Raw genomic sequence first — 16,094 nt, forward strand, 5'->3', positions numbered from 1 at the left:
AGTCCCGACCCGCATGCAGCAGCGTCCCGGCATAGCAGGGCCTCCGCCCGGCTGCCCCGCCCACGGCAACGTCCAGCTCTACGGCCAGCAGTTCGGCTCCGATCCCGACGCCCACTACGCGCACCTGCGCAGTCTCGGACCGAGCGCGCCGGTGGACATCGCCCCCGGGGTGGAGGTCGAGCTGGTCACCAGCTACGACGCCGCCCTGTACATCCTGCAGAACCCCGCCTCGTTCGTCCGGGACTCGCGGCGCTGGCGCGCGCTGAACGAGGGACGCGTCCCGGAGGACAGCCCCGCGCTGCCGATGATGGGCTACCGGCCCAACGCGCTGTTCAGCGACGGGGCGGCGCACGCCCGCCTGCGCCAGGCGGTCACCGACAGTCTGGCGACCGTCAACGAGCTGCAGCTCGTCCGGCAGACCCAGCAGTCCGCCGACTACCTGATCAGCCGGTTCAGTTCGGACCGGCTCGGGCAGGCCGAGCTGATGGCCGAGTACGCCCAGCCGCTGCCGCTGCTGGTCTTCAGCGACCTGTTCGGCTGCCCGCCGGAGATCGGTGACCGGGTCATCGTCGGCATCAGCGGCATCTTCGACGGCACGGCCGGCGCGGACCAGGTGCTGGGCGAGGCGCTCGGCGAGCTGATCGCGCTCAAGCGGCGCCGCCCCGGCGACGACCTGACGACCCGTCTGATGGAGCACTCGGCGCGGCTGTCCGACGAGGAGGTGCTGCACCAGCTCGTGACCCTGCTCTCGGGCGGCACCGCGCCGCTGTCGGCGACGATCGGCACCACCAGCGCACTGATCCTCGACGAGGACTGGCAGGCCGGACTGCCGGTCGAGGACGCGGTCACGCAGGCGCTGTGGAACTACGCGCCGATCGCGAACTACGCGGCCCACTACCCCACCCACGACGTGGACCTGGGCGGCCGGACGCTGCGGGCGAACGACCCGGTGGTGATCTCCTTCGCGGCCGCCAACACCGATCCCCGGCTGGCCGAACACCGCGAGCAGCTCAGCGCCAAGGCCCATCTGGCCTTCGGTGCCGGGCCGCACGCCTGCCCCGCCAAGGACCCGGCGTTCGTGATCGCCGTCACCGCGGTCGAGACCCTGCTCAACCGGCTGCCGGACGTCGAGGTGCGGCTGCCGTTCAAGGACCTGAGCTGGGTGCCGGCCCCGTGGAGCCGTTCCCTGGTGGCGCTGCCGGTCCGGTTCACGCCCCGCACGGTGACGCCGGCGCACGCACCGGCACCCGCACCGGAGCCGCAGCCCGCCGCGGCGGCCGCACAGCACCACCGCGCACCGGGTCACGCGGCGCAGCCGGGCGCGCACAAGGCCAAACCGGGACTGTTCAGCCGGTTCCTGGCGTGGACGAGGGGAGAGTGACGTAGGCAACTCCCGCGACGCATAGTCATCTTGTATGTGTCAGCCGTGGGTGGGGTATGCATGGCGGCTGACACGGAAGATCAAAAAGGAGACGTCGTGGAGACTGCGATAACCCCGCCCTCGGACAGGCGATTCGCCGTCTCGCTCTTCGCACGGCTGCGAACGGCGCAGGGCCAGGCCAATCCCTTTCCGATCTACGCGGAGCTCCGGGCGCGGGGCGCGGTCGTCGCAGCACCCTGGGGAGGGCATCTCGTCACCGGCTTCGACCTGTGCGACCGGGTGCTGCGCAGCCGCGACTGGCTGGAACCGGACGCCCGCTGGCGGGAGCGGCAGGGGGACGGCACCCGCTGGACGGCGCCCTCGTCGCGGGAGATGAGCAGGACGCTCCCGGCGCTCAACCCGCCGGACCACACGCTGGTGCGGCGGTCGGCGGGCATGTTCGACCGCGCGTCGCTGGAGGAGCTGCGCGGCACGCTGAGCCGCGTCACGAGCCGGCTCCTCGACACGCTCGCCGAGCGGCTGCACGACGGCGAGGCGGACTTCAACGCCCTGGTCGGCGAGGAGCTGCCGGTCGCCGCGATCGGCCACTGGCTCGGGCTGCCGGCCGCCGATTTCCCGCGCCTGCGCGATCTCACCCACGACCAGGTCTTCACCCAGGAACTGCTGCCGTCGGCGAGCCAGTTGGCGCTGTCGGACGCGGCCACCGCGGAACTGCGCGGCTACTTCACCGACCTCGTGCGCCACCGGCGGGCCCATCCCGGGGACGACCCCGTCTCGCGGTGGATCACCGTGTGGGACGGCCTGGAGAGCGACCGCGACAAGGCGGACGAGGCCGTCTACTTCCTGACGCTGTTCGTCCTGCTGGCGGCGCTGGAGACGACGTCCACCCTGCTGTCGACCATGACGCTGCTGCTGCTGGAGCACCCGCGGCAGTGGGAGTGGCTCAGCGTCCATCCCGACCTCGTGCCCGCGGCGGTCGAAGAAACGTTGCGCTACGACCCGCCCACCCACGTGATCAGCCGCGTCGCCTCCCGGGACTGCGTGCTGGGCGGTGCCGAGGTCCGCAAGGACGAGATGGTCCACCTCATGGTGGGCGCGGCCAACCGCGACCCGGCCCGGCACGAGGACCCCGAACTGTTCAACCTGCACCGCAGACCGGCCCACCTCGCCTTCAGCGGGGGCATCCACTACTGCCTCGGCGCGCCGCTGGCCCGCCTGGAGGCGCAGACCCTGCTCCACCAGCTGGTCCGGCGCTTCCCCCGCCTCACCCTCGTACGCCGGCCCACGTGGGCGCCCCGCGTGGCCTTCCGGCGCCTGCTGAACCTGGACGTCACCCTGTCATGACCGACCTCGTCACCACCTCCCCCCACTTCCCGTACAAGGCGCTGCACGTCGAGCACGACGGGCCGGTGCTCCGGGTACGGCTCAGCCCCCCGGCGCAGGACGCCACGCTGGGCGTCGCCGCCCTCGACGACCTCGCCGCCCTGCTGCACAGCCTCCACGACCGCCCCGACATCCGGGTCCTGCTGCTGTCGGCCGACGGCGAGGACTTCTGCCTGGGCGCCGACCGGGGCGAGTACCAGGCCGCGCTGGCCGAGGACCCGACCGGTGCCGCGATGCGCCGGATCGCCGACAAGGCGTACCGCGTGTGTGACGCGCTGGAGAACACGCACGCGGTCACCATCGCCCGGCTGCACGGCAGGGTCATCGGCGCCGGTCTCGCGCTGGCCTCCTTCTGCGACCTGCGCGCGGGAGCCGACACCTGCCGCTTCCGCATGCCCGAGATCGGCATCGGCCTGCCCCCCGCCTGGGGCGGTGCCATGGGCCGGCTGATCGTGGAGGGCGGCGCCGCCCGGATCCGCGAACTCATGCTGACGTGCGAGACGTTCGACGCGGCCACCGCCCACCGCATCGGGCTGCTGCACAAGGTCGCGCCCCTCGACCGGCTCGACGCGACCGTGGCCGCCTGGGTCCGGCCCCTGGTCCGCCGCTCCCCCGAGGCCCTGACCCTCACCAAGCGCATGTTCGCGGGCCATTCCCGGGCCGCCCGCACCGCCGACGTGGCCATGCTCGACGCCCACCTGCTGACCGCGCAGCTCGGCCGGTCCCGCCCGTAGCGGTGGCCGAGCGTCCGCGGGTGCGCGGTCAGTAGCTGGAACCCAGTGTCCGCGTCGTGTAGGCGCACTCGGTGTAGACGTAGCCCGGCCGGAGTTTCGCCGTGTCCGACGCGGGCGTGGCGGTGCTGTCCCCGTGCGGCTTGTGCAGGAAGTACGTGGTGCCGACCGGGAGGCTGAGCGTGCGGTGCGGGTAGTCCCTGCTGCCGGAGGAGCAGGGCTTGAAGCCGGGTCGGAGCGTGTCCACGAGCGCGTACGACCTGCAGCCGCCGCAGCCCTTGAGGGTGAAGCTGCCGGTGACCGGGCCGGTGTAGAGGACGGTCACGTCGTGCGGGCTGTCGTTCTTGACGGTGACCGTGATGCTGCCGCCGGAGGCGGTGGTGGGCAGCTTCTTCCCGGCGGCCGGCAGGGTCTGGGCGACCTCGGCGGCTATCGCGATCTTCTTGGCGCGGGCCCGGTCGCCGCCGTGCGCGCCGGAGGAGAGGTAGCCCTCCAGGGTCTTCTGGGCGGCCGCGAAGTCGCCGTCCCCGTACTGGGCGACGCCGCAGGCGTACTCCCCCGCGTCGCCGCTGCGGCCGGCCCGGTCGGCGGACACGGTCAGGTCGTCCGCCGCGTCGCCCGCCTTCCCGGACAGGTCGCGGATGCTGCCGCTCAGGTCGCGCAGCCGCGCGACGGCGCCGCACGGGTCGCCGCCGTGCACCGCCTTCTCGGCGTTCTTCACCCGGGCGTCGACGGCCGGTGCCACCTCGGCGGCGGGCGCGGACCGCGGGAAGGTGCCGAGCAGGTCGCCGAAGCGCGTGGGCCAGTCGTCGCCGCCCGCGTCCAGCGCGGCCGATCCGCACTCGTACAGCGAGGTGGCCAGGCGGTCGTCGGGCCACCGTGTCAGTGCGCCGAGGTCCTTCCCGGGCATGGTGCCCGGGACCGTGCGCAGGTACTTCAGCGGCTCTATGGCGTCGCAGTACCGCCGGTGCCCGTAGGCGACGCCGACCGTGGCGTAGTAGGTCCGCATGCGGTCGGGGACCCGGCCGGCCGCGCGGGAGCCGGCGTGGTGGACGGCGAGGTCCCGGTAGACCTCCAGGGCGTCGCGGTAGTCGGACCGCGCGGTGGCGAACGGCTGCCGGCCGGCCTCGGCGACCAGGCGGTCGGCGCGCTCGAGGCGGTCCAGGAGGGCCTGCTGCACGGCCTCCTCGTGCGCGTCGTCGTACCAGAGCGCCCCGCTCGCCGGGACGGCCAGCAGCAGGACGCCCAGCAGCAGGGCGAGGGGCGCCCGGCCCGGCCAGGTGAGCCGGGTGCGCAGGGCGACGGCCGCGCCGTGCACGGCCGCGAGCAGCAGCAGGACGGCGTAGCCGGCGAGCGCGGCTCCCGGGACGCCGTCGGCGTCGGCGGGCAGGGCGACCAGCAGCAGGACGGCGGTGGCCGCCCAGCAGACCGCCATCGGGAGCCATCTGCGGACGAGCGCGTACCCGAGCCCGAGACCGCTCAGGTTCAGCACCGCGACCGCGGCCGCGCGCACACCGTCCGGCGGTGCGGGCGGCGGGGCCGACGGCATCGGCGGCACGAAGGCCGGGCTCGGACCGTACGGAAAACCGGACATGACAGGCTCCCCCCGTTTCAACTGCGCCTGTACATCTGCGGATCGGACAGTGTAGGGCTCACCGGCAGGGGCCCGACAGGGGGTTTTGACGCCGGCCGCCGGCGGGTGCCGGTCACCGGCCGGGTCGGACGGGATGCTCCGGCTTGCGCCGGTGGCAGGGCGCCCGGGGCGGGGGCACGGGACACTTGAGGGACAGCGCCGGCGAGCGGGGCGGGAGGCGAGGGCGGTGATCGCTGTCGATCCGACGGACAGCGCCTCGCTGCTCGCTGCCTTCGGTGCGCTGGCCGTCCTGACGGTGATCTTCGCCGAGTCGGGTTTGCTGGTCGTCGGCTTCTTCCTGCCCGGGGACACGCTGCTGTTCCCGGCGGGCGTGCTGTGCGCCGCCGGCGCGGACCATCCCCCGCGGCTCCAGCTGTGGCAGGTGCTGCTGTGCGCGGCCGTGGGCGCGGTGGCCGGCGGGCAGGTGGGGTACGTGCTCGGTCGGCACGGCGGGCGGGCCCTGCTCGGGCGCACCTCCAGCCGGCGCGTGAAGGAGGGGGCGGCGCGGGCCGAGCGGCTCCTGGCCCGCTACGGCTACGGCAAGGCGCTGGTCCTCGGCCGCTTCATCCCGATGGTGCGGACGGTTCTGCATCCGGCGGCCGGTGCGCTGGGCGTGCCCGCGCGGCCCTTCACCGTCTGGCAGACCGTCGGCGGCCTGCTCTGGTCGCAGAGCCTCGTGCTCGCCGGGTACCTCCTCGGATCCTCGGTCTCCCACGTCGACGACTACCTGCTGCCGCTGGTCGCCGTGGTCGTCGCGCTCTCCCTGCTGCCCCTGCTGGCGGAGGCCCGCCGGACACGGCACGCCTCCCGCCGGGAGCGCTCCGGCCCCGACGGCGGCTGACAGGACGGCTGCCCGAGGCCGCCGCACCCGCAGGAAGGCCCGCCCGGCCGCCGAAGCCACGCAGTCGCCGCTGACGACGGCCGCCCTGCGGGTGGGGGCGCGTCGCCGCCGGGCACGGCCTGGGCGTACCGCCCGTGGACGGATGGCGACACGCTCCCCCCGGCTTCCCCCATCGGCGGAAGGCCCGCCGCCCACGGCACGCCTCCCTCCGGGACCGCACCGGCCCCGACGGCCACACCTGCCGGAAGGCCCCGAGCACTCCACCCGTACGGAACCGGGGCCTGCCCGGCTCGCACCGTCCCGGGACCACGCAGTCACCGCTGACGGCGACGGCCGACCTGCGGATGGACGCGCTCGTCGACGGCACGGCCTCGGCTGCTGCCCGGGGGCGGACGGCGACACGCTGTCCCTCCCGGCGGAGGCCCCCCGAGGCGGCGCGCCCCCGGCGGCCCCGTCATCCGGAGCCCATCGCCTCCTCGCGTCCCCTGACCGGCCCAATGCCGGTCCGCCGGAGGGGCGAGCGGGCGTGATGGGTGTGACCGTGGGGGAAGGGATGCCGCGGTGCACCGGTGGTGAGGAGGCGCAATGGCTCGGACGGGCGGCGAGAGCGGCACGGCATGCGTGGCCGAGGCGGGCGGCGCGTCGGCGGACGAGGAGTCCGGCGACGTCTTCGCGCAGATGAGCGGCGTGGCCGACGCGGTCCTGTACGAGGGGTACCTGCTGTACCCGTACCGCCGGTCCTCGGCCAAGAACCGCGTCCGCTGGCAGTTCGGGGTGCTGCTGCCCCGGGACTGGGTGGAGGCGGACGGGCCCGTCGTCCCGGGGGTGTCCGGCTCCGCCGACTCCTGGTACCAGCAGACCGAGTGCCTGGTGCGGGTGCGGCCGGGCGCGGTCGTCCGGGTGCGCGTGCGGTACCTGCAGCTCCAGCACAAGCAGGTGGAGGCGGCCGGTGCGGACGGCCGGTACGCGCCGGTGGAGTCGCTGCGGACGGACGACGGCACGACCCACCTGACCTTCGACGAGGCGGTGCCGCACGAGATCGGCATCGAGTGGCCCCTGGAGCAACTGCTGGGCGGTGCCTGCGGCGCCGCCTGCGGAGCGCCCGAGGGGATCCGGACGGAGCCGCTGCCCGGGGGCGCCGGGCGCGTCGTACGGCGGCGCGAGGAGGCCCGGGCGCGTACGACGGTCAGCGCCGAGCGGCTCACCGGCGACGTGTGCCGGCTGCGCGTGCGCACCGAGCACACCGGGCCCGCCCGGGACACCGGATGTACCCGCGCCGAGGCGCTGCGCCAGTCGCTGCTGGCCGCCCACACGCTGATCGGCGGCGACGGCGTGGAGTTCGTCTCGCTGATCGATCCGCCCACGGGCCTGCGCGAGCAGGTGCGCGGCTGCCGCAACGACTTCACGTTCCCGGTGCTCGGCGGCGGGCCGGAGGAGACCGGCGGGACCGGCCGGGTGGTGCTCTCCGCCCCGATCATCCTCCCGGACCGCCCCCAGGTGGCGCCGGAGAGCCCGGGCGATCTGCACGACGCGGCGGAGATCGACGAGATCCTGACGCTGCGCACGATGCTGCTGACGGACGAGGAGAAGGCCGAGGCCCGCTCCACCGACCCGCGGGCCGCACGGATCATCGACCGGGTCGACACCATGCCCCCGGAGGTCTTCGCCCGGCTGCACGGCGCCATCCGCTCGATCGGCCCCGCGTCCCGGCGGCCGGCGCCCTCGCCGGAGCGGCCCGCGTGGTGGCGGGAGGGCGGCGACGACGGGCTGTCCCCGGCGACCGACACGGTGCTCGTCGGCGAGGTGGCCGTCGGCCGCGGCAGCCGGGTCCGGCTGCGCCCGCGCGCCCGCGGCGCCGACGCCCAGGACATGTTCCTGGCCGGACGGCCGGCCGAGGTGGCCGGGGTCTTCCACGACGTGGACGGCAGCGTGCACCTCGCGGTGACCGTGGACGACGACCCGGCCGCCGAACTGCACGGCTGGTACGGCCGCTTCCACTACTTCCGGCCCGACGAGCTCGAACCGCTGCCCCACGCGGACGGGCCGGGCCCGGCGCACGAACCCCGGCCGCAGTCCCCGCGGCCCCGACGTCCGGCCGGCCGGCCGGAGGAGGGACGGCCCTATGGACGCCCTTGAGGTGCTGGCGCACGACCACCGGATGGTCGAGCAGCTGTTCCGCGACTACGACGCCGCCGCCTCCGACCGGCAGCGGCGCGGGGTGGTGGAGCTGCTGGTGCGCGAGCTGTCCCGGCACGCCGCCCTGGAGGAGATGCTCCTGTACCCGCTGGCCCGCAGGGTGCTCCCGGACGGTGAGCGGGAGATCGACGAGCACCTGAGCGAGCACATGGGCGTGAAGAGGACGCTCGCCGAACTCGACGGGCTGGGCGAGGGCGACCGGCGTGCCGACGACCTCGTGGCCGAGCTGCGGCGCGAACTGACGGAGCACATCCAGGAGGAGGAGGTCGTCCTCATGCCCCTGCTGCGGGAGGCCGTCTCCCCCGAGGACCTGGACGAGCTGGGCGGGCTGATCGGCCGGGCCAGGCGGACGGCGCCGACGCGCCCCCACCCGCACGCCCCGGACCAGCCGCCCGCGCTGACCCTCGCGGCCCCCGTGGCCGCGGCCTACGACCGACTCCGAGACCGAATGCAGCGGAGGCCGACGACATGACCACCCAGAGCGGTACCACCGAGGTGCGCGGCGAGACGAGCCGGGCCGACGAGCGCAAGGGCTTCGACGAGATCACCATCCTCTGGATCTCCGAGGGGATGAGCTGCGACGGCGACACCGTGTCGCTGACCGCCGCCGGCCAGCCCTCCATCGAGGACGTGGTGCTCGGTCTCATCCCGGGCCTGCCGAAGGTCAACCTGGTCAACAAGGTGCTCTCGCCGAGCCTGGGCGGCGAGGACTTCCTCGCCCCCTACCGGGCGGCCGCCCGCGGTGAACTGGCCCCGTTCATCCTCGTCATCGAGGGCTCGATCCCCAACCAGAACATCATCGAGGGCGACGGCTACTGGACGTCGTTCGGCAACGACCCGGACACCGGCGAACCGCAGACCCTGAACTGGTGGATCGACCAGCTGGCGCCGAAGGCGTGGGCGGTGGTGGCCGCCGGCACCTGCGCCACCTTCGGCGGCATCCACGCGATGGCCGGCAACCCGACCGGCTGCATGGGGCTCGCGGACTACCTGGGCTGGGACTTCAAGTCGCAGGCCGCGCTGCCGGTGGTGAACGTGCCCGGCTGTCCCATCCAGCCCGAGAACTTCATGGAGACCCTGGTCTGGCTGCTCCAGCACGCGGCGGGCGCCGCTCCCCCGCCGCCGCTGGACCACATGCTGCGTCCGCAGTGGCTGTTCGGCAAGACCGTGCACGAGGGCTGCGACCGGGCCGCGTACTACGAGCAGGCCGACTTCGCGAAGGACTACAACTCCCCCAAGTGCCAGGTGAAAGTGGGCTGCTGGGGCCCGGTCGTGAACTGCAACGTACCCAAGCGCGGCTGGATGAACGGCATCGGCGGCTGCCCCAACGTCGGCGGCATCTGCATCGGCTGCACGATGCCCAGCTTCCCCGACGCCTTCATGCCGTTCATGGACGAACCCCCGGGCGGCACGCTGTCGTCGATGGTGATCCGGCCGTACGGGGCGGTCATCCGCCGGCTGCGCGGGCTGACCAACGACATGGTGAACCACGAGCCCAAGTGGCGGCACAACAAGCAGAAGCTGACCAGCGGTTACGACCCGCACTGGCGCGCCTGACGCCGTCCGTCCCCGTCCCGCCACCGATCCGCCCGACCCGAACAGCGAGGGGCAGAACCGCAGATGACCACCACCCAATCCCGGCCCACCGAGCGCAAACCCGCGCAGATCGTCGACATGTCCTGGGATCCCATCACCCGGATCATCGGGAACCTGGGTATCTACACCAAGATCGACTTCGCCAACCAGGAAGTCGTGGAGTGCCACAGCACGTCGTCGCTGTTCCGCGGCTACTCGGTGTTCATGAAGGGCAAGGACCCGCGGGACGCCGGATTCATCACCTCGCGGATCTGCGGCATCTGCGGCGACAACCACACCACCTGCTCCAACTACGCGCAGCAGATGGCCTACGGCGTCAAGCCGCCGAAGCTCGCCGAGCACATCACCAACCTGGGCGAGGCGGCGGAGTACATCTTCGACCACACGATCTTCCAGGACAACCTGGTCTTCGTGGACTTCTGCGAGGCGATGGTCAAGGCCACCAACCCCGGTGTCCTGGCCCGTGCCGAACGCACCGACGCGCCCCGCGGGGACGTCCACGGCTACCGCACCATCGCCGACATCATGAAGGCCTTCAACCCCTTCGAGGGCGAGGTCTACAAGGAGGCGCTGAAGGTCAGCCGGATCACCCGGGAGATGTTCTGCCTGATGGAGGGGCGGCACGTGCACCCCTCCACGCTGTACCCGGGCGGGGTCGGCACGATGCCGCAGCCGAGCACCTTCACCGACTACCTCAGCCGCCTGATGCGCGTCATCGACTTCATCAAGAAGGCGGTGGCGATGAACGACGACGTCTTCGACTTCTTCTACGAGGCGCTGCCCGGCTACGAGGAGGTCGGCAAGCGCCGCATCCTGCTGGGCTGCTGGGGCGCCTTCCAGAACCCGGACGTCGTCGACTACCGCTACGCGACGATGAACGAGTGGGGCCGGGCGATGTACGTCACGCCGGGCGTCATCGTGGACGGCAAGCTGGTCACCAACAACCTGATCGACATCAACCTCGGGCTGCGCATCATGCTGGGCAGCTCCTTCTACGAGGACTGGGTGAACGAGGACCCGTTCGTCACCCACGACCCGCTCGGCAACCCCGTCGACATGCGCCACCCGTGGAACCAGACCACCGTGCCGGTGCCGCAGAAGCGGGACTTCGACGGCAACTACAGCTGGGTGATGAGCCCGCGCTGGTACCACCAGGACAGCGGCGAGCACCTCGCCCTCGACACGGGCGGCGGTCCGCTCGCCCGGCTGTGGTCGACCGCGCTCAGCGGCCTGGTCGACACGCCGTACGTCAAGGCGGCCGGCGGCGCCGTCCGCATCACCCTGCCCAAGGGCGAGAAGCTGCCGGAGACGACCCTGGAGTGGCGCATCCCGAAGTGGAGCAACACCCTGGAACGGGACCGCGCCCGGCCGTACTTCATCGCCTACGCCGCCGCCATGGCCCTGCAGTTCCTGGAGGAGGCCATGGGGATGCTCCGCAGCGGGGACACCAAGGTCTACGAGAACTTCGAGGTGCCGGACGAGTCGATCGGCTGCGGCTTCCACGAGGCGGTGCGCGGTGTCCTCTCCCATCACCTGGTGATCCGCGACAAGAAGATCGCCAACTACCACCCGTACCCGCCGACCCCGTGGAACGCCAGCCCCCGCGACATCTACGGCACCCCCGGGCCGTACGAGGACGCCGTGCAGGGCCAGCCGATCTTCGAGGAGAACGGGCCGGACGACTTCAAGGGCGTCGACATCATGCGGACCGTGCGCAGCTTCGACCCCTGCCTGCCGTGCGGCGTCCACATGTACATGGGCAAGGGCAGGACCCTGACCACGGTGCACTCGCCGACGTACGGCGCGAACCATGGCTGACGCCGGCGCGGCGCGGCTGGCGGACCCGGCGGTGGAGGCGCGGCTCGCCCGCCTCGACGAGGTGCTGGCCGGGCTGGAACCGGCTCCCGGCCCGGCCCTGGAGGCGGTGCGGCTGCTGACCGAGGTCTACGGCGAGGCCCTCGCGCGGGTCCTGGACCACGCGGACACCCGGCTCGGGGAGCTGCTCGCCGGCGACGAACTGGTGGGACACCTGATGGTGCTGCACGACATCCACCCGGAGTCCCCGGAGGACCGTGCCGCCCGTGCGGTCGAGCGGCTGCGGCCCGCGGTGCGCGAGCGCGGCGGCGACCTGGAGTGGGCGGGGACCGACGGCACGGTGGCGCGGGTGCGGCTGAGCACCGGCGGCGGGTGCGGTTCCGGGTGCGGCGGCGGCTCCTCGGACGTCGAGGAGGCGGTCCGGGCGGCGGTGCTGGCGGTCGCCCCGGAACTGACCTCGGTGGAGACGGTGCGGGAGGACGCCGCACGCACGGCGGCCCCGGCGTTCGTACCGCTGGCGACCGTCAAGCGCCGGGCCGCGCCGCAGGAGGCGCGGTGAGCGTGGACGGGGCACTCGCCCGGGTCATCCGGTCCGCCGCCGACCGCGCGGCGGCGGCCGGGGCGGAGACCTGCGAGCTGTGCGCCGCGCGCGTGGCCGGCGAGCACCCCCATCTGTACGACACCGGGGCCGACGAGGTGCGGTGCGTGTGCGGCCCCTGCTCGGTGCTGTTCGCCGACGACGGCAGCGGACAGGGCCGCTACCGGCTGGTGCCCCGGCGCCGGCTGCGGCTGCCGCCGGTCGACACGGCGGTGCTGGGCGTCCCGGTGGGGCTGGTGTTCTTCGTGCCGCGCTCCGACGGCACGGTCACCGCCCAGGGGCCGAGCCCGGCCGGGGCCATGCGGTGGGAGGTGGACGCGGCGGCCTGGCAGCGGCTGGCCGCCACCGTTCCGCGGCTCGCCGCCATGACCCCCGATGTCGAGGCGCTGCTGGTGAACACCGTGCGCGGCCTCGACGAGCACTGGATCGTGCCGGTCGACGACTGCTACCGGATGATCGCCCTGATCCGCCGCGAGTGGCGGGGCCTGTCCGGTGGCGGCCGGGTCTGGCCGGCCGTAGAACAGTTCTTCAGGGAGCTGACCGAGCGGTCGTAAGGACCCGGAAGGAGATCCGACATGGGCAGCATCCGAGTGGGCCGCCCCCAGGCGAAGCCCGACACCCCCACCCACGTGCGCGGGCTGCACCAGGGCAACAAGGGCCCCTATCAGCACCAGCCCGGACACCACGAGGACGGCAGCTCCGACGCGCGCCGTTCCACCGGGGTCCACTGGAAGCGGCATGACGCCCTGGTGAAGGCCATGCCGAACATCTCGCCCGGATGAGAGAGCAGATGAGAGAGCAGGAGTGACGCCATGAAGTTCGGCAGGAGAAGGCGAACCGCGCGAGCGGGGATGTCGGGACGTCAGCTGCTGGTGGCGCAGGCCGCGCTGGCCGGCGGCCTGGTCGCGGCCCTGTTCGTCAGGGAACTCCCCGGCGTGCTGCGCGAGTTGCGCATCTACCGGATGACGGGTGGCCTGCGCGCGGGCCGCCGGTACCCCTGAGCGCCGTGCACGAGCTGTCGATCGCGACCGCGATCGTGGAACAGGCCGGCGAGATCGCCCGTGCGGACGGCTCGGACCGGGTGTCGTCGGTGACGGTCCGCGTCGGCGAGCTGGCCGGTGTCGTCCCGGACGCGCTGCACTTCGCGTTCGAGGTCGCCCGGGAGGGCACGCCGCTCGCCGGGGCGCGGCTCGTCGTGGAACCGGTGACCGCGCGGGCCTGGTGCGGCGGGTGTGCCGAGGAGTTCACGCTCGGCATGCCGCCGTTCTTCTGGTGCCCGCACTGCGACCGGCCCTCGCAGGAGCTGCGCAGCGGCCGGGAGCTGGAGATCACGGGCGTCGAAGCGGTGCTCTGACCGCGGCCGGCCCCCGCCCTTCGAGGGCGGGGGCCGGCCGTCGTCCCGGGGCGGGTCAGCAGATGCGCGGCAGCTGCTCCCCGAGCGGCAGGTCCACCACCCGGGTGCCGCCGAGACCGGTGGCGACGGTGACCATGCCGGGGTGGTCCGCCACGCACTCGCCGATGACGGCGGCGCCGCTCCCCTGCGGGTGGGCGTGCATCGCCGCCAGCACGGCCTCGGCGTGCTCAGGGGGCACGAAGGCGACGAGCCGGCCCTCGTTGGCGACGTACAGCGGGTCCAGGCCGAGGAAGCCGCAGGCGTTGACCACCTCGTCCGGCACGGGGATGGCGCGTTCGCGCAGCCGGACGCCGGTGCCGGAGGCGCGGGCGATCTCGTTCAGGGAGGCGCCCAGGCCGCCCCGGGTCGGGTCGCGCAGGACGTGGATGTCGGGGGTGACCGCCAGCATGGCGGCCACCAGCCCGGCCAGCGGCGCGGTGTCGGAGGCGATCTCGACCCCGAACTCCAGGCCCTCCCGCACGCTCATGATCGCCACGCCGTGCAGGCCGATCGGGCCGCTGACGACGACGGTGTCGCCGGGCCGGGCCCGCTGCGGGCGGATGTCGACGCCGTCGGGGACGAGGCCGACGCCGGCGGTGGTGACGTAGACGCCGTCGCCGTGCCCGGACTCGACGACCTTGGTGTCGCCGGTGGCCACGGTGACCCCGGCCGCCTCGGCGGCCGTGCCGATGGCGCGGGCGATCCGCCCGACCACGGCGAGCTCCACGCCCTCCTCCAGGACGAAGGCGCAGGACAGGTACGCCGGCCGCGCCCCGCTCATCGCGAGGTCGTTGACGGTGCCGTTGACGGCGAGGTCGCCGAGGCTGCCGCCGGGAAAGAACAGCGGCCGGACGACGTAGGAGTCGGTGGAGAAGGCCAGCCGGGCCCCGCCCAGGTCCAGGACGGCCGAGTCGGTGAGGGCGGCCAGGGTGGGGTTGCCGTAGGCAGGGGCGAAGACCTGCTCGATCAGCTCGGCGGACAGGGCGCCGCCGCCGCCGTGGCCCATGACCACGACCGGCTGGTCGCGCAGGGGGGCGGGGCAGGTCCAGTTCGCGGGGTCGACTGCGGGGCCGGCGGCCGCTTCGGGGGTGGCGAGGTCAGCCAACGGGGTTCATCTCCTCCTGCGGGATGCGGGAGCCCGGCGCCGGGCTGCCGTTCATCCGGCGGTACAGGTAGTAGGCCGCGCAGGCGCCCTCGGTGGAGACCATGGTGGCGCCGAGCGGGGTGCGCGGGGTGCAGGCCGTGCCGAACGCCTCGCACTCGGTGGGCTTGATCAGGCCCTGCAGCACCTCGCCGGCGCGGCACACGGCGGGTTCCTCGGTGCGGATGCCGGTGACGTCGAAGCGGTACTCGGCGTCGTAGGCGCGGAAGGCGTCGGTCAGCCGCCAGCCGCTGGCGGGGATGCGGCCGATGCCGCGCCAGTTGCGGTCGGCGACCTCGAAGACCTCTTCGAGCATGCGCAGGGCCGCCGGGTTGCCCTGGTCGCGCACGGCCCGGGGGTAGGCGTTGTCCACCCGGTGCTCGCCGCGCTCCAGCTGGTGCACGGCGCGGCGGACGCCTTCGAGGATGTCCAGGGGTTCGAAGCCGGTCACCACGATCGGCACCCGGTGCCTCTCGGCGAGTGCCGGGTACTCGGCGGTACCCATGACGCTGCACACGTGCCCGGCGGCGAGGAAGCCCTGCACCCGGCAGGCGGGGGCCGACATGATGGCCTCGATCGCCGGGGGGACCCGGACGTGCGACACCAGCAGGCTGAAGTTGTCCAGGCCCAGGCGGCGGGCCTGGTGGACGGCCATGGCGTTGGCGGGGGCGGTGGTCTCGAAGCCGATGGCGAAGAACACGACCTGCCGGCCGGGGTTCTTGCGGGCGAGGTCGAGGGCGTCGAGCGGGGAGTACACGACGCGTACGTCGCCGCCCTCGCCCTTGACCCGGAACAGGTCGCGGTCGGTGCCGGGCACGCGCAGCATGTCGCCGAACGAGCAGAAGATCACCTCGGGGCGGGCGGCGATCGCCAGCGCCTTGTCGATGACCTCGAGCGGGGTGACGCACACCGGGCAGCCGGGGCCGTGGATCAACTCGACCTTTTCCGGCAGGAGCTGGTCGATGCCGTGCCGGATGATGGAGTGCGTCTGGCCGCCGCAGACCTCCATCAGGGCCCAGGGCCGGGTGACCGTGGCGTGGATCTCGTCCAGCAGCCGGCGGGCCAGATCAGGGTCGTTGAACTCGTCGATGTACTTCATCGGACCTCACTCCCGCTCTCCTGCCGGGCCGCCTGCTCCCAGGCGTCACCGAACTCCTCCTCCAGCAGTCCCAGTTGCTCGAACAGCTCCAGGGACGCCCGCGCCGACTCCTCGTCCAGGCGCTGCAGCGCGAACCCGACGTGGACGATCACGTACTCGCCCACCCGTACGTCGGGCAGGTACTCCAGGCAGGCCTGCTTGCGTACTCCGCCGAAGTCGATCAGCCCGGTGAGCGGGTCGGCGCCGTCGTCGATGGCGACGACCTTGCCGGGCACGGCCAGACACAT

At 73.4% G+C, this 16,094-nt stretch carries 17 protein-coding genes; 13 read left to right on the plus strand and 4 right to left on the minus strand.

Annotated features, from left to right (window positions below):
* The first annotated feature begins 13 nt into the window (after window positions 1–13).
* From AQJ66_RS33005 to AQJ66_RS33015, 3 genes are read left to right on the plus strand one after another with little or no spacing between them, the layout of a single operon-like run.
* Complete coding sequence (locus AQJ66_RS33005; RefSeq protein WP_061929582.1) at window positions 14–1,381, plus strand: cytochrome P450 family protein; 1,368 nt, start codon at window positions 14–16, stop codon at window positions 1,379–1,381.
* A gap of 60 nt (window positions 1,382–1,441) precedes the next feature.
* Window positions 1,442–2,725, plus strand: coding sequence for a cytochrome P450 (locus AQJ66_RS33010; RefSeq protein ID WP_061929330.1), 1,284 nt, complete (start codon window positions 1,442–1,444; stop codon window positions 2,723–2,725).
* Window positions 2,722–3,498: an enoyl-CoA hydratase/isomerase family protein gene (locus AQJ66_RS33015; protein ID WP_061929332.1), complete on the plus strand. Its 777-nt coding sequence runs from the start codon at window positions 2,722–2,724 to the stop codon at window positions 3,496–3,498. Before AQJ66_RS33010 ends, AQJ66_RS33015 begins: the two co-directional genes overlap by 4 nt.
* 28 nt (window positions 3,499–3,526) lie before the next feature.
* Here the strand turns inward: AQJ66_RS33015 and AQJ66_RS33020 are convergent, their stop codons facing one another.
* On the minus strand, window positions 3,527–5,089 hold the full coding sequence (locus AQJ66_RS33020) for a hypothetical protein (protein WP_061929334.1): 1,563 nt from the start codon (window positions 5,087–5,089) through the stop codon (window positions 3,527–3,529).
* Window positions 5,090–5,315: 226 nt separating this feature from the next.
* On the opposite strand from AQJ66_RS33020, the gene AQJ66_RS33025 reads away from it, so the two are divergent.
* From AQJ66_RS33025 to hypA, 10 genes are all read left to right on the plus strand, one after another.
* A complete protein-coding gene (locus AQJ66_RS33025; RefSeq protein WP_061929337.1) occupies window positions 5,316–5,969 on the plus strand; it encodes a DedA family protein in 654 nt (217 codons plus the stop codon).
* 585 nt (window positions 5,970–6,554) lie between these two features.
* The gene (locus AQJ66_RS33030) at window positions 6,555–8,105 is read left to right on the plus strand and encodes a hypothetical protein (protein ID WP_425264324.1); all 1,551 of its coding nucleotides are present in this window, start codon (window positions 6,555–6,557) and stop codon (window positions 8,103–8,105) included.
* A complete protein-coding gene (locus AQJ66_RS33035; protein ID WP_061929343.1) occupies window positions 8,092–8,637 on the plus strand; it encodes a hemerythrin domain-containing protein in 546 nt (181 codons plus the stop codon). Before AQJ66_RS33030 ends, AQJ66_RS33035 begins: the two co-directional genes overlap by 14 nt.
* Entirely contained in the window at window positions 8,634–9,722 is a 1,089-nt protein-coding gene (locus AQJ66_RS33040; RefSeq protein ID WP_061929346.1) for an NADH-quinone oxidoreductase subunit B family protein, read from the plus strand. The genes AQJ66_RS33035 and AQJ66_RS33040 overlap by 4 nt, the downstream gene beginning before the upstream one ends.
* Before the next feature lie 63 nt (window positions 9,723–9,785).
* Entirely contained in the window at window positions 9,786–11,579 is a 1,794-nt protein-coding gene (locus AQJ66_RS33045) for a nickel-dependent hydrogenase large subunit (protein WP_061929349.1), read from the plus strand.
* Window positions 11,572–12,135 carry a NifU family protein gene (locus tag AQJ66_RS33050; RefSeq protein ID WP_061929352.1) on the plus strand — a complete coding sequence of 188 codons (564 nt, stop codon included), beginning with the start codon at window positions 11,572–11,574 and terminating at the stop codon, window positions 12,133–12,135. Before AQJ66_RS33045 ends, AQJ66_RS33050 begins: the two co-directional genes overlap by 8 nt.
* Window positions 12,132–12,728, plus strand: coding sequence for a DUF5947 family protein (locus AQJ66_RS33055; protein ID WP_061929356.1), 597 nt, complete (start codon window positions 12,132–12,134; stop codon window positions 12,726–12,728). Before AQJ66_RS33050 ends, AQJ66_RS33055 begins: the two co-directional genes overlap by 4 nt.
* Before the next feature lie 21 nt (window positions 12,729–12,749).
* The gene (locus AQJ66_RS33060) at window positions 12,750–12,956 is read left to right on the plus strand and encodes a hypothetical protein (protein ID WP_061929359.1); all 207 of its coding nucleotides are present in this window, start codon (window positions 12,750–12,752) and stop codon (window positions 12,954–12,956) included.
* A gap of 69 nt (window positions 12,957–13,025) precedes the next feature.
* Window positions 13,026–13,175 carry a hypothetical protein gene (locus tag AQJ66_RS39575; protein ID WP_167359207.1) on the plus strand — a complete coding sequence of 50 codons (150 nt, stop codon included), beginning with the start codon at window positions 13,026–13,028 and terminating at the stop codon, window positions 13,173–13,175.
* A gap of 5 nt (window positions 13,176–13,180) precedes the next feature.
* Entirely contained in the window at window positions 13,181–13,528 is a 348-nt protein-coding gene (gene hypA, locus AQJ66_RS33065) for a hydrogenase maturation nickel metallochaperone HypA (RefSeq protein WP_061929362.1), read from the plus strand.
* A 55-nt stretch (window positions 13,529–13,583) separates the two neighbouring features.
* Here hypA and hypE read toward each other — a convergent pair whose 3' ends face one another.
* The 3 genes from hypE to AQJ66_RS33080 are packed head-to-tail and all read right to left on the minus strand — an operon-like array spanning window position 13,584 to window position 16,094.
* Entirely contained in the window at window positions 13,584–14,672 is a 1,089-nt protein-coding gene (gene hypE, locus AQJ66_RS33070) for a hydrogenase expression/formation protein HypE (protein ID WP_061929365.1), read from the minus strand.
* A complete protein-coding gene (gene hypD / locus AQJ66_RS33075; RefSeq protein ID WP_061929368.1) occupies window positions 14,665–15,807 on the minus strand; it encodes a hydrogenase formation protein HypD in 1,143 nt (380 codons plus the stop codon). Before hypD ends, hypE begins: the two co-directional genes overlap by 8 nt.
* Window positions 15,804–16,094: a HypC/HybG/HupF family hydrogenase formation chaperone gene (locus AQJ66_RS33080; RefSeq protein ID WP_061929371.1), complete on the minus strand. Its 291-nt coding sequence runs from the start codon at window positions 16,092–16,094 to the stop codon at window positions 15,804–15,806. Before AQJ66_RS33080 ends, hypD begins: the two co-directional genes overlap by 4 nt.

It is taken from the genome of Streptomyces bungoensis, assembly GCF_001514215.1.
Taxonomy (GTDB): Bacteria; Actinomycetota; Actinomycetes; order Streptomycetales; family Streptomycetaceae; genus Streptomyces; species Streptomyces bungoensis.

Coding starts and splice junctions, on each gene's coding strand:
- AQJ66_RS33005 (WP_061929582.1), top strand. CDS start 14: ATGCAGCAGCGTCCCGGCATAGCAGGGCCTCCGCCCGGCTGCCCCGCC.
- AQJ66_RS33010 (WP_061929330.1), top strand. CDS start 1,442: ATGGCGGCTGACACGGAAGATCAAAAAGGAGACGTCGTGGAGACTGCG.
- AQJ66_RS33015 (WP_061929332.1), top strand. CDS start 2,722: ATGACCGACCTCGTCACCACCTCCCCCCACTTCCCGTACAAGGCGCTG.
- AQJ66_RS33020 (WP_061929334.1), bottom strand. CDS start 5,089: ATGTCCGGTTTTCCGTACGGTCCGAGCCCGGCCTTCGTGCCGCCGATG.
- AQJ66_RS33030 (WP_425264324.1), top strand. CDS start 6,555: ATGGCTCGGACGGGCGGCGAGAGCGGCACGGCATGCGTGGCCGAGGCG.
- AQJ66_RS33035 (WP_061929343.1), top strand. CDS start 8,092: ATGGACGCCCTTGAGGTGCTGGCGCACGACCACCGGATGGTCGAGCAG.
- AQJ66_RS33040 (WP_061929346.1), top strand. CDS start 8,634: ATGACCACCCAGAGCGGTACCACCGAGGTGCGCGGCGAGACGAGCCGG.
- AQJ66_RS33045 (WP_061929349.1), top strand. CDS start 9,786: ATGACCACCACCCAATCCCGGCCCACCGAGCGCAAACCCGCGCAGATC.
- AQJ66_RS33050 (WP_061929352.1), top strand. CDS start 11,572: ATGGCTGACGCCGGCGCGGCGCGGCTGGCGGACCCGGCGGTGGAGGCG.
- AQJ66_RS33060 (WP_061929359.1), top strand. CDS start 12,750: ATGGGCAGCATCCGAGTGGGCCGCCCCCAGGCGAAGCCCGACACCCCC.
- AQJ66_RS39575 (WP_167359207.1), top strand. CDS start 13,026: ATGTCGGGACGTCAGCTGCTGGTGGCGCAGGCCGCGCTGGCCGGCGGC.
- hypD (WP_061929368.1), bottom strand. CDS start 15,807: ATGAAGTACATCGACGAGTTCAACGACCCTGATCTGGCCCGCCGGCTG.
- AQJ66_RS33080 (WP_061929371.1), bottom strand. CDS start 16,094: ATGTGTCTGGCCGTGCCCGGCAAGGTCGTCGCCATCGACGACGGCGCC.